This window comes from Lacunimicrobium album, assembly GCF_052161635.1.
Classification (GTDB): Bacteria; Planctomycetota; Planctomycetia; order Planctomycetales; family Planctomycetaceae; genus SXPC01.
The window spans coordinates 4,052,801-4,066,513 of sequence record NZ_CP197413.1; the positions used below are offsets into that span (position 1 = coordinate 4,052,801).

A 13,713-nucleotide genomic window follows, 5' to 3' on the forward strand; every position below is an offset into this window, starting at 1 on the left:
CCCTGCACAGCTGTGCGATTCGTGACGGATTTCGCCAATCAAATCAATCACCGTCAACGAATTACATCAACATTCGCGGATCCGAAAATGCGGCATTCGATTTGCGATTAACTTTTCCTGCGTTCATGATGTCGCCTGTTTGAACCACTTCTTAACTTCATTTCCATGAACTCCACACCTCCGAATTCTCTCGTGACATGGATCGTGATCGCAGACAATCAACTGTCAACGATTCTATGTACGACCAAAGAAGATTTCTCTGACCTTCAACCTGTTCTCGAGATTCCCTTTCCAGATCATCCTGAGCACCCCGATTGTAAGCTGACCCATGCTGCTGATTCTCATTTCACGGAAGAGGGAGATTTCAGTCATCAGTCTTTAACGACTCAATTCGCCAGGCTCATTGCCGATGAGCTCGAGCAGGGTCTGCTGGATCGGGAGTTTCAGAGGGTCATTCTCATCGCGACGACTCAGCTGCTTGAGTTGATGCACACCCGCATGAGTAGCGAACTGTCAAAGCTCGTTGATCAGCGCCTCGACTTGGAAATGATGAAAGAGCCTCTGCACGTGATCGCAGCTCGTCTGCAGACGGGCGTGTACCGAAAGCAGTCGCATGAAAATTAAAGTCGATCACGCGACTGGCAGCAGGATGACAATCTCGGTTCCCGGCGAGTCGCCGATCGTGATGCGACCGCCGTGGGCTTCGACGATCCGTTTTGACAGCGTCATGCCCAGGCCCGTTCCTCGCATCTTGGTCGTGTAGAACGGCTCGAAGATTCGTTCCCGCTGCTCTTCGTTTAGTCCCGGGCCATTGTCTCGCAGCGACAGCCTGAGCCAGTCTCCATCTTCATCGCGGTGTGACTGCGCCAGGAACTCAATCTGCACCTTTTCTTCGCTGGCAGCCAGGGAGTTTTCGAGAACGTTTCGAACGACCTGCTGCAGCATGAACCGGTCGACCCTCATCGAAGCCCCTCCGGTCGAGCGATTGATCAACGTCGCATTCAGGTTCACACGCGCCTGCTCCAGGAACGACCATGTTTCCGAAACCAGTTCCCAGGCGTCAACAGGTTGCAGTTTCAACTGAATCGGGGCCGCGTATTGACGAACCTCTTCATACAGATGATGCAGATGGTTCTGAGCCGTCTGAATTTGTCCGACGAGCTTGAGCTCATCAGGACGATCCGCCAGCCCCCCCGCCAGGAGTTCGAGAAAGGCCTGACTGCGCTGCAGCGCATTCCGGCTCTCATGAGCCAGTCCCGTCATCGCTTCTCCGATCGCGGCCAGTCGCTCGGACTGCACCAGCTTTTCGACAGCCCGTCGGTGTTCGGTGACGTCCTGACCAACCGCGAGAATCCCCGGCGCCCCATCGTCATCCAGCAGCTCACGCGTTTTCCAGATGATCCAGCGACGAACGCCGTCACGTCCTTTCAACGAAATCGGATTCGTTTCCGAGGTCGACGTCAGAATCTGCTCGACAAGTTCTTGCGACCGTTCTAGGGAATGATCCTCAATGAAGATCGAGGTCATCGGCTTGCCTTCAAGTTCAACTGCTTGAAAACCCGTCAATTGTTCTGCAAAAGGACTGAAATAGGATATCGTCCGATCACCCTTCAGAATCACAATCAGACACGGAGCCGATTCGACGAGCTGACGGAACATCATCTCCGAACGCTGCTTTTCATCAGCCAGCCAGCGCCGGTGAGCCAGACGCGAAATGCTTGCCCGCAATGCTCCTGGATCAATCGGCTTGACCAGATAGTCTGACGTTCCATTCCGAAGAGCCGTGACCGCAAACTCCAGCTCCGAGTGTCCGGTGACAATGACCACTTCCGCTCGCGGTGCCAGATGGTGCAACTTGGGCAGGATGTCCATCGCGGTCGCGTCTGGTAATTTCCAGTCGAGCAGAATGATGGATGTCTCAGGCAGTTTCGGGTGGGCAAGCGCCGTCGTCGCGGAGTAAGCCCGCGAGCAATGGTGACCATCGAGTTCCAAAATATCGGACAGGTTATCACAGGTATCGACATCGTCTTCGACAATGAGAATCGACTGGGGACGTACTGAAGGCATGGTCTCTCCTGCTCAACCTTGAAGTGTCCCGCTCATGAATCCTGCTTGCGCGACAGCGTTTTCATCAGCGTCAACATTTCCGGAATATTGAACGGCTTCTGGCAGACCGCATCGGCCCCGATTTGCGTCAAGTCCTGTGATCTTGCAAGAAGCTCTTCATGGTTGGCCGTGATCATGATCGACGCCGTCTGCGGAGAGAACTGCTGAATGGCGTTGATGACATTAATTCCGCTGCCGGGTTCGAGTCTCCAGTCGACAAGAACAATGTCATACTCGCCGATTTTCACCTGCTCGATCGCCGTTGATTCATCATGACAGATACAAACACGATAGCCATTCTGTCGCAAGAGATCTCGCAGCGAGTGACACAGCGCAACATCATCATCGACGACCATCACGGTCGACTGCATCGCCGCCGTCGCGACGAGCTTAAGAAGATGCTTCAAATCAACGGGCTTACTGAGAACATGCGAAGCACCCGCGGAGAGAGCTTTCTCCGTTGTTTCAGGAGATGCGTAAGCAGAAATGATAATCGCGACCAGATCCGACTGCTGCTCGCGGATCCGGTGATACAAGGTCAGCCCGTCCATTCCGGGCATCTTGTAATCAAGCAGCGCGACGTCGTAGCGCTTCTTCTGCAGTTGCAAGAGGGCATCAAACCCATTCTGCGCCGTATCGACCTGATACCCCTGATCCTGGAGAATGTCCTGAAGGTTATCCCGGATATCCGGCTCATCATCGACGACGAGAATCATCGTTGGCTCTCGATTCATATGGCCCTCTTTTCTGACTCAAGGTGTCGAAGCCGCAGACGTTGCCACTGGCAACCAGACGGTAAACACAGACCCTTTCCCCGGGACACTACTAACGACAAGATGCCCGGCATTTTTTTCAACAATGGCTTTGGCCATCGGCAATCCCAACCCCATGCCTCGCGGTTTGGTCGAAAAAAACGGCTCCATGATGGAATCAATCTTATCAGCCGGAATGCCCGTCCCATCATCTTTCACTGAAATCTCGACGAACGAACGCCGAACCGCTACTGACAACTGAATCCACCCCCCATTCGGCATCGCTTCAATGGCATTGCGAATCAGGTTGGTCAGCACAATGCGAATCTGCTTGCCATCAGCCAGCACCAGGGGAATCTCATTCGGCGATCGCAGCGCCAGGTGAATCGAATTCGGAACTTCGCAGCTACTCACTGCTTCATGAATGATCGGCTCGATGTCAAACGGCTGACGCTGCAGCAGTGACATCTTCGCGAAGTTCGTCAACGAAGTAATCACTTCATCAGCCAGCCCCACTTGTCGTTCGATCCGCTCCAGATGCTGCTTGATTTTCTCCTGACCGGGTTCTTTGGCATTGAGCAGATAGAACACCGACGTTTTGATGACGTTCAGAGGGTTCCGCAGTTCGTGGGCGATCCCCCCAGAGATCTGCCCGATGAATGCCAGTCTCTCCGTCGACTGTGCCTGTGTCGTCAGCTCCGTCTGATACGCGTGCTCGATGAGCGCCAGATCCAGATCAATCAGCGTGTTCAACGCAGAAAACGCATCGAATAAATCCGTCTTGGAAAGCAGCAACGGCGAACGCCGGTGCATCTCGTTGAGCTGATTCATCAGCTCCCGACGCAAACGCGAGAGCGCAACGTTGGTATAAACCTCATCCAGGCCGATCTCGACGTGACGATGCCCGATCATCCAACGCCGAGTCGCATAGACCTGGCCATAGTCGCCCGAGAAGAGCTCCTTCAGCCATTGAACCAGCGTTTCTTTGAGACGCGCGATCTGCGCGTCTCCCCCGGTAATCACTTTCGCAGCTTGAGAATGTTTTTCGATCGTCTCGTAGAAATCTTCCACGAGCATCACAAACGTATTCTCAATCAACGGCCCGAGCCGACGAAGCAACTCGGAATCTGCATCGGTCCAACCGACATAGTTTTGCAGTTCGCGGTAGCGCTCAAAAATCAGTTCAGAAGAAATGAGTGGGTGAGGCAATGTCAGTTCTCATGACCCACGGCGACGGATGGACCATCCGCGACAGTTGTGCGGATCATGACCGTGTGGTCGGATTTGATTCCGAATCGTTCCATCAGGCGGTACAACTTGCGACGGTGAATTCCCAGAACCCTGGCCGCCCGAGCTTTGTTTCCTTTTTCTTTTTTCAACACCGAGATGATATGAGCTTTCTCGATCGAAGCCAAATCGTCCTCCGCCGAATCATCGGTCGTCATGGACGATTCGATGAAATGCGGAGACGAGACTGGTCGAGACTCCAGAGTCTGTCGCATGATCTCCCGTGGCAGATCATGAATAGTGATCACCTGATTCTCAGCGAGAATCATCGCCCGGTCAAGCACGTTCATGAGCTGACGGACATTCCCCGGCCAGGCATACGAATTTAACAAGTCCCGAGCAGAGTTCTCCATCCGGAACTGATCGCCCAGCATCTTGTCGATCAGCATCGAAATATCAGCCCCGCGCTCTCGCAGCGGAGGCAGGTGGATGTTGAAGACGTTGATTCGGTAATAAAGATCTTCGCGGAACCGCCCTGCTCTGACTTCCTTTTCCAGATCGCGATTCGTCGCCGCAATTACCCGGACGTTAACGCGGCGCTCCTGATGCGAGCCAACGTGACGCAGCGAGCCGTCTTCCAGAACACGCAACAGCTTCGGCTGCAGTGACAACGGGAGCTCTCCGATCTCATCAATGAACAGCGTCCCGCCATCAGCGACTTCAAACAATCCGTTCTTGCGATTCACAGCCCCCGTGAACGCACCCTTCTCGTGGCCGAACAGTTCGCTCTCGACCAGCGATTCGGGCAGTGCAGCACAGTTGATCGTCACAAACGGGTGACCAGCTCGCAGGCTCTTCTCCTGGATCGAACGTGCAACGAGCTCTTTCCCCGTCCCGCTTTCTCCCAGCACGAGAACCGATTTATCCGTCGCCGCAATTCGAGACACCATGCGAAAGACCTGTTCCATCGCCAGCGATGACCCGACCATCTCGGTCTTCGTCTGCTGACGTCGCACGACTTCCCGCCATTGCTGCGTCTCATGCTTCAACCGTCCTCGATCAGCGGCCAGATTCGCCCGTCGCTCAAGGTCCGCCAACGCAAACGGCTTGTTCAAATAATCGAAGGCCCCCAGTTTCATGGCCTCGACAGCATTTTCAACCGTTGCCTGCCCCGTGAGAATGATGATCTCCGTATCCGTTTCTTTCTCACGGAGCTTAGCTAACAGTTCTAACCCTGTCATACCTGGCATGTTCATGTCGACAATCGCGACGTCGAAACGCTTCTGTTCAAAGTGAGCAAGCGCCTGCATCCCGCTGGCAGCTTGCTCCACGCGGTGACCCGCACGACTCATCCAGAGTGCCAGCGTCGTGCGAAACTCTTCGTCATCCTCGACAAGTAATAAGTCCAATGAACGATTCTGCATTTCTAACGTCTTCTCTCAATGAGATGAAACTTGGTGTCATCAGAGGCAGCCCGCGGCTTCTGATGTCAGCGACGTCTTGTCGCAATTTAGCTTCCATGTCGAACACACCTGAATCTGCCAGGTGTCAAATCACTAAGGCAACAGCCGTGCCGAAAAATCCCATGAGGCATCTGCATATTTGGCTATATCGGTGTGGAAATTACCCACTACAGGTGTTTCACTCTGAGGTGATTCGCTCACAATCCTCTCTGCAGTCTGGAACCTTAATGACACGCGTGAACTCATCTTGGTACGATAGGAAACGACCCGTTTCGTGATGAAAAATTTCTCAATCGCCCGCGCGTCATCTCCGATCAATTCGCCCTGTCTTCCCACGAAGGGACACAATCTCCGATGAACTACTGGACCAGAACACTCCCTGTCGTTACTCCCCTTTCTGCGCTGGTGCTCATCGCGCTGTTCCACATGCCGAAGATGTCCTCCAGTCAGGAACCAGCGACCCCAGTCCTGAAACCACTCGACCAGCCTGCAGATTCAGAAACAGCCGAGTGGATGCGAATGAAACTCCGCTCTTCTCAAGAGATCCTGGCAGGCCTGACTCGCGGCGATCTGGCTCTCGTCGAAGACCAGGCCAATCGGCTTCTGATCTTCAACATGCTCGAAAAGTATGTCTCGAAGAACGAGCAGTTCGACGCAGAGGCGTATAAAAAACAACTCCAGGAATTCGAGAACGACGCCAAAGACGTCAAGAAAAATGCCAAGGCAAAAGATATCGATGCGACACTCAAGTCCTTTCAGAAATTGACAGCAACGTGTGTCGATTGTCACCGCCTGCTGAGAGATCCCGCCGCACTCGCCGCTCCAGCCGATGCCCCTGCAAGATCAGCAAATCCTCAATAGCGCGTGTGGATTTTCACGCAACATATTTGTGCAATTTTTTAAAATGCATGCAATTAGTCCATGATCGTCGCCAGAAGGTTGGCAACAGCACCAGCACATGCGCGCCATATTCGCACATATTACCATATAACGCACAGGCGCGCACGGTTCAACCGACTCGCGCGAAACCTATCTCAAGAACGGACGCATCTTCTCTAACGTCTTACTGCCAATACCTTTAACTCGCGTCAGCTCATCCACCGACCGAAACGGCCCGTTCGTCTCCCGATCGTGCACAATCGCCCGCGCCAGCTTCTCCCCAACCTCCGGCACCTGCATCCACTCTACCCACGTCGCAGAGTTCACATCGACCGAAAACTCCGCCCGACGCCCCTCCAGCGACCCCACTTCCACCAACCGCCGCCCCGACAACCAAGCCCACCCCCACTGCCCCACAGACGAAACCAGCAACAACCCCGCGAACGCCATCAGCAGAATCTGCTGAGGCGGAGTCAAGAAGGGAATCTTCTGAGGAGTTTCGACAGGTTCTGTCATAATTAACTCACTTGGAATTCTGGTCCCGCCTATTCCTTTGCATTGAACTTCATAACGACGATCCGATCTCCTGCGAGAGATTCAAACTTGATCGCCATCGGCAGGTGACTCGATGCATCAATAATGATTTCAAACTTCTCAATGTAACGCAGAAACTTCCCCTTCGCCCCCTCATCATGTGGCTCGCAGATCAAGTGATAGACTTTGGGCTCTCCTTCCGGAGAATGCATCGGACCAGCAATAACGTTGAACCGCCCCAGGAATTTGTCGGTCGAGAAGCCAGCGAACAGATGACGGTAGAACGAGCCGTAGTCGAGGATCATCGACACGTGGTCGTAAACTTCTGCCTGGGCATTTCTGAGGCGAATCGTTTCACTCTCTTTTCGCAGTAAATCAACATGCCGCAGTTCCACACCGTCGCTGGACCATTCTTCATATTTCCTTCCAGACTCATAACGATAAGCGATCCCATTGACCGTCTGCGTCGAATTCTCCGCAGCACTGGTAACGGGCCTGATCAGCATTCGACCATGGGTCGAGTCGGTGCTGTCGAACGAAATATGGCTGACCTTAATGATTCGAAAATCAGAATCGTATCGGTGTCGGTAAGCGGAGAAGGAAACCTTTTCCACGTCTTTTGTCGCGGTCTCCCAATCATCCAGCAATGCTTTCACATCTTCGTCGACGTCCTGTCGAGGAACACCAACACCGGGCACCTCAACCTTGAATACCGACTGCAGGTCAAAATCGGGCGTACTTACGACAGCCGCCGTCAGCCCCAACATGGCGGCGATCCAGAAGATCACTCCGAAGGCCAGTTCAACAACTCCCATAACGATGCCTCCTGCAGGATTCAGCGTAGCTGACAGGTCGGATCAGTTCACTCGAACTGAACCAAGACTCACAACACCGGGTAGCGTACCCTCAAGCACAAATCCTCAGCAAGACGAACACCTCGTAACCCGCACCAAAAAACAAGAGCATCCGCGTCAGACGATGCTGATCCGCAGATGCTCTTAAGTGAAACTTCAATTGACGACCATATCACCACAGCGATTGGCCTAGCGCGGTCCTGCTCCCGGCAACCTAGCCGTTTGATTGCTCTGCCCGCCCGTCGGCTGACTATTCCCGGCTTCTTGAATGTTGTTCATCTGAGACTTTTTGAACGACGACAGGGACGGATGAAATGGGTCCTTGCCAAACATGGCGAAGACACCTCGGTCTTTGTTTCGCTTGGATTCCTTGAAGCTATAGACCGTCGTTCGATCACCACCCGGAGCGATGAGCTTGATTCCGATCGGCAAAAATGAACCTGCGTCAAGGATGACTTCCGCTTCCGACCACTCCGCTGCATCTCCAGGAAGAAGCGGTTTGGCGACCAGATGGATCATCCCCTTCTCTGGATTATTCATCGGTCCTGTTTTCAGCTGATAACGATTCCTGGCTTTCTCAACTGTGAGTCCGAAAAGAAACGGCAGTGGGCTGTCGATGATATTCTGCCCTTGCGCTTCCTGCGGAATCGGAACTTGTTCGTATTCTTTGCGAGACAGATCGATGTGTGTAATCATCTGTCCGTCGCAGATCCATGATTCCGGCGTCTCAGACTGAACCTGAAACATTTCGCCATTTGGACCTTTTTCGGGTGGAGGATTCTTTCCGAGATCGACCGCGTAAAGATCGATCCGTCCTTGGTCTGGCGTCTCGTAGTAAAACTCGCCCTGGCTGACTTTCTTCACTTTGAAGGTGTTGTCGTAAACCAGACGAGAATGCTTCCCTTCGAGCTTCTGTGTTTGTTTCCCGAACTGTTCCCACTTTTCCAGAATCGCGAGAACTTCAGCACCAAACTCCTGAGGCTGCTGCATCACAGGCTGTTGCTGTGGGCGTGGCAGCGGTTGCTGCTGTTGGACCTGATTGAGCGGCGGGGCGGCGGGCGTCAGCATGACGTCGGCCTGGCCGGCTTGTTGATTGGGGCGCATTTCCATCGTGGAAGAGCCGATCGGGCGTACGGGAGTGGAGTTCCCATACTGAGCGAAGGCCTGGCCGGAGAGGGAAAAAGCAGACAGCGCAATCGCGCAAACAAACGTGCCGGTCCGCTGGCAACGATGAATGTCAAACATAAAGCCGATCGATCCTTGACTTGTTCTCAGTCTGCATCCTTGCCGACTGGAAACCGCTTGGAAATAACGCAGTTTTCCGAAGAATCCCGGACGTCGCCCGTTCCTCAGAACCCGCGATAAGGTCCGGGATTCTAGCCAATCACCCCACCCGTACCTAGACCAGTTTCGATCTCGCAAACAGCCTTGTAACTTCGACCAAGAGAGTCGCTAACTCTTTTGACAGCCGCCCCTTAACAGGTGTGCCACGGCTGTGCCAGCCGTGCCGAACGCGAGAATCTATACACCGGGTAGTCGGGGTTGTCCCAACCCCGACGGCGAAGCCGCAAGAAACACGATCATCTGCGCGTTGGACGTCTATTGTCGTGTTTCTTTCGTGCCGAAGCGGCACGCCCGGGTTGGGACAACCCGGGTTGTCCTGGCGTTCAACAGCCTCACTCACCCGCCTCAACCGTCTTCGCCCGCGTCACCTTCATCATGACCTTTTCGAGAACCTGTTTCGCAGTCGTGATCGAATCCAGGTCATAACGAATCTGCCCATCTTCCACGGCTCCGTCCGACTGGCCAACCAGTTCCAGGATCGACCAGGGCTGTGTCGCGTTCGGATCGATGTAAGCACTGTAAATGATCGAAGGCTGGCCGATCAGCGGGTCCGGGTAGGCCTCATTCGGATCGCGGGCGACGTTCATCTCCAGATACACCAGAAACGGCTGCTGGTCGGTCGTCAGCCGGCTGTCGATCGTGAAACTGTGATTCTCGGTCGCACCGGTATAGGCGTCTGCTTTCTTGGTGGGGTCATCAGAAGGCTCGACGCCGCTGATCAGCGTGTACTTGTGACGCCAGATCGGCAGGATGTGATGACGGGGAACTTTCTCACCCGCCCAGACCGGGTAGTCCGAGTACGCCAGCGACTCGCTCAGATACAGCGTCTCGATCATGCTCCCATTCTGCGACTCCGCCCAGATCGCCATCGCCGCCGGTTGGCTGACCAAGTTCGGACGAAACTCGACTTCGCTGATCACCGCGACATCCGGCGTCCCCGACTGTCGCACCGCTTTAACGACATTGTCCTTCTCCGCAAAACTCGCCTGCGGATTCGCACGAAAGATCTCCTTGCGATGCTGAGCCTCGTACCCTTGCGCGATCAATGCTTTCGCAGGCTCCGTATTCTCCAGCGACGCATACAGCAACCCGCCCCATCCCGCGATCACCAGCCCGATCCCGAAGACCTTCTGCCGCGTCTGCTGCGTCGACTTACTTGTCGTCAACAGGGTCGAAAAGTACCGCAGCCTGGACGACAGATGCAGCCCGACGAGCACCGTCGTCACCAATCCAAAGACAATATGCACCCGCGTCGTCGTAATCTCAAACGGCAGCACAAACGACGCGATCCCCGTCACGGCCAGCGTCACAAACGACAACAACAACCCCACATTCACCAGATGCCGAAACACGGGAGCCTATTCTGCAAGGGGGAGTCTCATAAAAGAAGAGAAGGCATCTTAGCCACCGAGGGCACAGAGTTCACAGAGATTTGGCAGGAGAATAAAATCATGAACCATGTTGTTGAAGCAAAGACACGGAAAAGCATGTCCTTGCCCTTGATTCTCTTCTCTCTGAGCCCTCTGTGATCTCTGTGGCTATCTTCTTATGCCTCATACCCCGCCAGCTTGCGAAGCTCGGCGATGTGGCTTTCGCCGACTCGCTTAGGGGTCGTCTGATACTTCTTGCACAACACCGCTGCAAACCCCGTCGCGACCCCCATCTGGCCCGTCGTATTCTGCACGCGAGGACCGCCCAGCCCGATGTGACTGCAGCTGAAACAGCGTCCCGCCATCATCAGATTCTCAACGTTGCGTGAATACAAACTGCGAAACGGGATGTAATAAACCTTGTTGGCAGGCTTGCGATAAAGAGCCGTCGAGCGGAAGTCGTACGGAGACCCTTTTTCCTTGTTCTGGAAGTGAACGTCGACGTCCCGCTTTTCTGTCACGACGGCGTCTGCAAATTCCTTGCTCTCCGCGGCGTCGCTCATCGTGTAGATGTGATCTCCCATGAGACGACGTGACTCACGTCGACCAGCGATGTACGCGACCCAGGTCAGTTCAAGAGCGGCGTTCTTGGGATGCTTCTTGGCGTTGGCAAATGTGCCATAGATTGCCCTCAGCATATGATCGCGAATCTCTTCCCCGTCATCGATCTGGTTAAGATCGTTCGATGAGTACTCCCAGTCCCAGTCGCCACGGGTTTCCATATGGTCTTTCGAGACAGGAGCCGCCCATGGAACCGCCGGGAACTCGACGCGGTTCTTTCCCATCGCGGTGTTCCACATGACGCTCGTTCCCATCACGCGATTGTCTGCTTCCTTGGGGGACCAGAGTTCACCGTATTTGTCCCATGACTCGCCAAACTCACTGGCCGCTTCACGACCATAGCGGTACTCCGCACCGGCCCAGAAACCAATCCAGCCGTCGCCCGTGCAGTCGATGAACGTCGGTGCAATAAAGCGACGAATCACGCCCGTCCCTGTCTCGCGGGCATCGATCGAGGCGATCCGGTTCCCATCCTTCTGCAGCGACCAGGCACGGTGACTGGCGAACTGCGCAACTCCTGTCTTGTTGAGAGCAGCCTGTCGCTTGTCATCATCCCCATGAGCTTCATCCGACCCGTTCGGCCAGTGCTTCGTATCAATCTGCCCCAGGATCCCGGTCGCGCGACCATGAATCCCTTCGGTGTGCACCCGAATCTCACTACTGGCATTCCCGCCAAAAACCGGACGATCCTGCAGCAGCGCGACTTTCAGACCCTGCGATTCCGCAGCGATCGCCGCCCCACAACCTGCGATTCCCCCTCCGATGATGACGACATCAAACGTCAGCGTCTCGCTCGGATCATGCGAACGCCCCGCCAGCTTGCTCTTCCACAACCACAGCGATTCCAGCTGATTGGGTGGCTGGTAGTTGGCATCCTGTGTGAAGAACAGCGAGTCACAACGACCATCGAACCCCGTCAGATCCTGCAGCTCAATCGACGCCTTCCCCCCTTTGACCTTCACCGTCCCGCCTCGTTGCCAATGCCAGTCCTTCTTACTCCCCGTTCCAAACTCCGTCTCGACAGCGACCCCATCGACGAGCACTCGGAATCGCCCCGGCGCTTCCCATTCTCCCGGACACCAGTTCTTCGTCCGCACCCACAGGTGATACGTTCCCGCTTCCGGAAACGTCACGTTCGTCTTGGCGGCTTCAACTGGCTTCCCCATGCCGTGGGCGAGCAGGAACACGCCCCCCATCTGGTCCATGAACTGAGGATCGACCTTCCAGCCTCCCTTGTCCTGAAACATCTCGGTTTCGACCAGCAGCGAGGGAGCCGTCGTCATCGCCGGCACATCGGCCGCCCAGGAATTGCGTCCTAAGAGAGCGAGGACGGAGGCAGTCACAGCGGTATTTTGCAGGAAATCTCGTCGGTTCATGAGCGTCTTAAGTCCTTATCCAGTAACAGCATCGACGAATCGATGCTTGCCGATTCGATGGAGTCGTGTTCCCAAGTCCGAAATAGACGGGAGTTGGACACGGAAAATCGTGCTTATGCGTAGTTTTGAAGGACAACACCCGTCAGCGACCATTTCAATCTGCTCCATCACGCCGAAATCCGTCTCCATCCCACGCGGCAAGCCTGCTACCATCCGCTCTCCTTTTCACCCTCCCAACGGCGATCATGTCCACCCTGGCCCGACTTTCCAATTCGATCCACACCGCTCTTCGCTCCCACTTATGGGGACGCGAAGCCGCTGGTCCTCCGCCGACCGACTACTGGCATCTCTCGCGCACCCCCTTCGCCAGCCTCCTGTTCCTGCTGCCGATTCTCACACTTTACGAAGCCGGCCTGTACTTCGCCGGCCAGCAAGCCGACCAGCTGCGAAACGGTGCCGATCTCTGGCTGCGCCAATTCTTCGATCAGATGACCAGTCAACTCGGCTTGCCCAACGCGGGCCCGTTCCTGCTGCCAGCCCTGCTGGTGGTCATTCTGCTCGTGTGGCAGTGGCGAAGCCGCAGCTCATGGCAATTCAAAGCCGATACGGGCCTGGGGATGGCATCAGAAAGCCTGCTGTTCGCGTTCTGCCTGTTGCTGATGGCGCAATCGCAACGTGCCTTTCTCGAACAGGACCGCTGGTTACTCCAAACCGTGCCAATTCCTTCCACCGATCTCTGGCCTCAGGCGCTCAGCTATCTCGGAGCAGGGCTCTACGAAGAGGTTCTCTTCCGCCTGCTGCTACTCCCTGCACTCTTCGCTGTCTTTCGTCTGGTTCGACTCTCCCGCCACTGGGCGATCATCCTGGCAGTCATCGTCTCAAGTGCCCTCTTTGCGATCGCCCACTACATCGCTCCCACCGACTTCTTCGCCACAACCAACATCTGGCACCTCCTGCAAACCCGCTACACCCACAGCCCCGGCGAACCCCTCGGCCTCCTCTTCCGCCTCGCCGCCGGCATCGTCTTCGCCCTCCTCATGCTCTACCGAGGCATCGGCATCACCATCGGCGCCCACACAGCGTATGACCTGATGGTCGGGATCCTCATCAATTCCTAACGGAGTTGCGGATTGAATCCATGAATCTCGCGAGGTAACGTAAGGCGGTGAAAACAGACTCCACTTCCC

The 13,713-nt window shown here is 55.1% G+C and carries 12 protein-coding genes; 3 read left to right on the top strand and 9 right to left on the bottom strand.

Translation table 11 applies throughout. The features are described 5' to 3' along the window. The first annotated feature begins 165 nt into the window (after positions 1–165). Positions 166–624, top strand: coding sequence for a host attachment protein (locus SH248x_RS16220; protein WP_459555344.1), 459 nt, complete (start codon positions 166–168; stop codon positions 622–624). Between the two features lie 6 nt (positions 625–630). Here SH248x_RS16220 and SH248x_RS16225 read toward each other — a convergent pair whose 3' ends face one another. The 4 genes from SH248x_RS16225 to SH248x_RS16240 are packed head-to-tail and all read right to left on the bottom strand — an operon-like array spanning position 631 to position 5,509. After that, on the bottom strand, positions 631–2,067 hold the full coding sequence (locus tag SH248x_RS16225; RefSeq protein ID WP_459555345.1) for a two-component system sensor histidine kinase NtrB: 1,437 nt from the start codon (positions 2,065–2,067) through the stop codon (positions 631–633). Positions 2,068–2,099: 32 nt separating this feature from the next. Beyond that, a complete protein-coding gene (locus tag SH248x_RS16230; protein WP_459555346.1) occupies positions 2,100–2,840 on the bottom strand; it encodes a DNA-binding transcriptional response regulator in 741 nt (246 codons plus the stop codon). An 18-nt stretch (positions 2,841–2,858) separates the two neighbouring features. Then, positions 2,859–4,067 (bottom strand): protoglobin domain-containing protein, encoded by a 1,209-nt coding sequence (locus SH248x_RS16235; protein WP_459555347.1) that lies wholly within the window; start codon positions 4,065–4,067, stop codon positions 2,859–2,861. Positions 4,068–4,069: 2 nt separating this feature from the next. Next, positions 4,070–5,509 carry a sigma-54-dependent transcriptional regulator gene (locus SH248x_RS16240; RefSeq protein WP_459555348.1) on the bottom strand — a complete coding sequence of 480 codons (1,440 nt, stop codon included), beginning with the start codon at positions 5,507–5,509 and terminating at the stop codon, positions 4,070–4,072. Positions 5,510–5,902: 393 nt separating this feature from the next. Here SH248x_RS16240 and SH248x_RS16245 point away from each other — a divergent pair, with 393 nt between their 5' ends. Next, on the top strand, positions 5,903–6,409 hold the full coding sequence (locus tag SH248x_RS16245; protein ID WP_459555349.1) for a hypothetical protein: 507 nt from the start codon (positions 5,903–5,905) through the stop codon (positions 6,407–6,409). A gap of 168 nt (positions 6,410–6,577) precedes the next feature. On the opposite strand, the gene SH248x_RS16250 is transcribed toward SH248x_RS16245, so the two are convergent. The 5 genes from SH248x_RS16250 to SH248x_RS16270 all read right to left on the bottom strand — a co-directional run bounded on the left by SH248x_RS16250 (position 6,578) and on the right by SH248x_RS16270 (position 12,526). Beyond that, on the bottom strand, positions 6,578–6,943 hold the full coding sequence (locus SH248x_RS16250; RefSeq protein ID WP_459555350.1) for a ComEA family DNA-binding protein: 366 nt from the start codon (positions 6,941–6,943) through the stop codon (positions 6,578–6,580). 29 nt (positions 6,944–6,972) lie between these two features. Next, positions 6,973–7,776 (bottom strand): hypothetical protein, encoded by an 804-nt coding sequence (locus SH248x_RS16255; protein ID WP_459555351.1) that lies wholly within the window; start codon positions 7,774–7,776, stop codon positions 6,973–6,975. A 228-nt stretch (positions 7,777–8,004) separates the two neighbouring features. Further along, entirely contained in the window at positions 8,005–9,060 is a 1,056-nt protein-coding gene (locus tag SH248x_RS16260; protein ID WP_459555352.1) for a hypothetical protein, read from the bottom strand. Between the two features lie 431 nt (positions 9,061–9,491). Next, positions 9,492–10,511 (bottom strand): DUF4405 domain-containing protein, encoded by a 1,020-nt coding sequence (locus SH248x_RS16265; protein ID WP_459555353.1) that lies wholly within the window; start codon positions 10,509–10,511, stop codon positions 9,492–9,494. A 194-nt stretch (positions 10,512–10,705) separates the two neighbouring features. Then, positions 10,706–12,526, bottom strand: coding sequence for an FAD-dependent oxidoreductase (locus tag SH248x_RS16270; protein ID WP_459555354.1), 1,821 nt, complete (start codon positions 12,524–12,526; stop codon positions 10,706–10,708). 245 nt (positions 12,527–12,771) lie between these two features. Between SH248x_RS16270 and SH248x_RS16275 the strand changes: the two genes are divergently transcribed. Further along, a complete protein-coding gene (locus tag SH248x_RS16275) occupies positions 12,772–13,644 on the top strand; it encodes a CPBP family glutamic-type intramembrane protease (protein ID WP_459555355.1) in 873 nt (290 codons plus the stop codon). Positions 13,645–13,713: the final 69 nt, after the last annotated feature.

What these genes read in the sequence shown, in the direction of transcription:
- SH248x_RS16275 (WP_459555355.1), top strand. Translation starts at nt 12,772, where the DNA reads ATGTCCACCCTGGCCCGACTTTCCAATTCGATCCACACCGCTCTTCGC.
- SH248x_RS16250 (WP_459555350.1), bottom strand. Translation starts at nt 6,943, where the DNA reads ATGACAGAACCTGTCGAAACTCCTCAGAAGATTCCCTTCTTGACTCCG.
- SH248x_RS16255 (WP_459555351.1), bottom strand. Translation starts at nt 7,776, where the DNA reads ATGGGAGTTGTTGAACTGGCCTTCGGAGTGATCTTCTGGATCGCCGCC.
- SH248x_RS16230 (WP_459555346.1), bottom strand. Translation starts at nt 2,840, where the DNA reads ATGAATCGAGAGCCAACGATGATTCTCGTCGTCGATGATGAGCCGGAT.
- SH248x_RS16245 (WP_459555349.1), top strand. Translation starts at nt 5,903, where the DNA reads ATGAACTACTGGACCAGAACACTCCCTGTCGTTACTCCCCTTTCTGCG.
- SH248x_RS16270 (WP_459555354.1), bottom strand. Translation starts at nt 12,526, where the DNA reads ATGAACCGACGAGATTTCCTGCAAAATACCGCTGTGACTGCCTCCGTC.
- SH248x_RS16225 (WP_459555345.1), bottom strand. Translation starts at nt 2,067, where the DNA reads ATGCCTTCAGTACGTCCCCAGTCGATTCTCATTGTCGAAGACGATGTC.
- SH248x_RS16240 (WP_459555348.1), bottom strand. Translation starts at nt 5,509, where the DNA reads ATGCAGAATCGTTCATTGGACTTATTACTTGTCGAGGATGACGAAGAG.
- SH248x_RS16220 (WP_459555344.1), top strand. Translation starts at nt 166, where the DNA reads ATGAACTCCACACCTCCGAATTCTCTCGTGACATGGATCGTGATCGCA.
- SH248x_RS16260 (WP_459555352.1), bottom strand. Translation starts at nt 9,060, where the DNA reads ATGTTTGACATTCATCGTTGCCAGCGGACCGGCACGTTTGTTTGCGCG.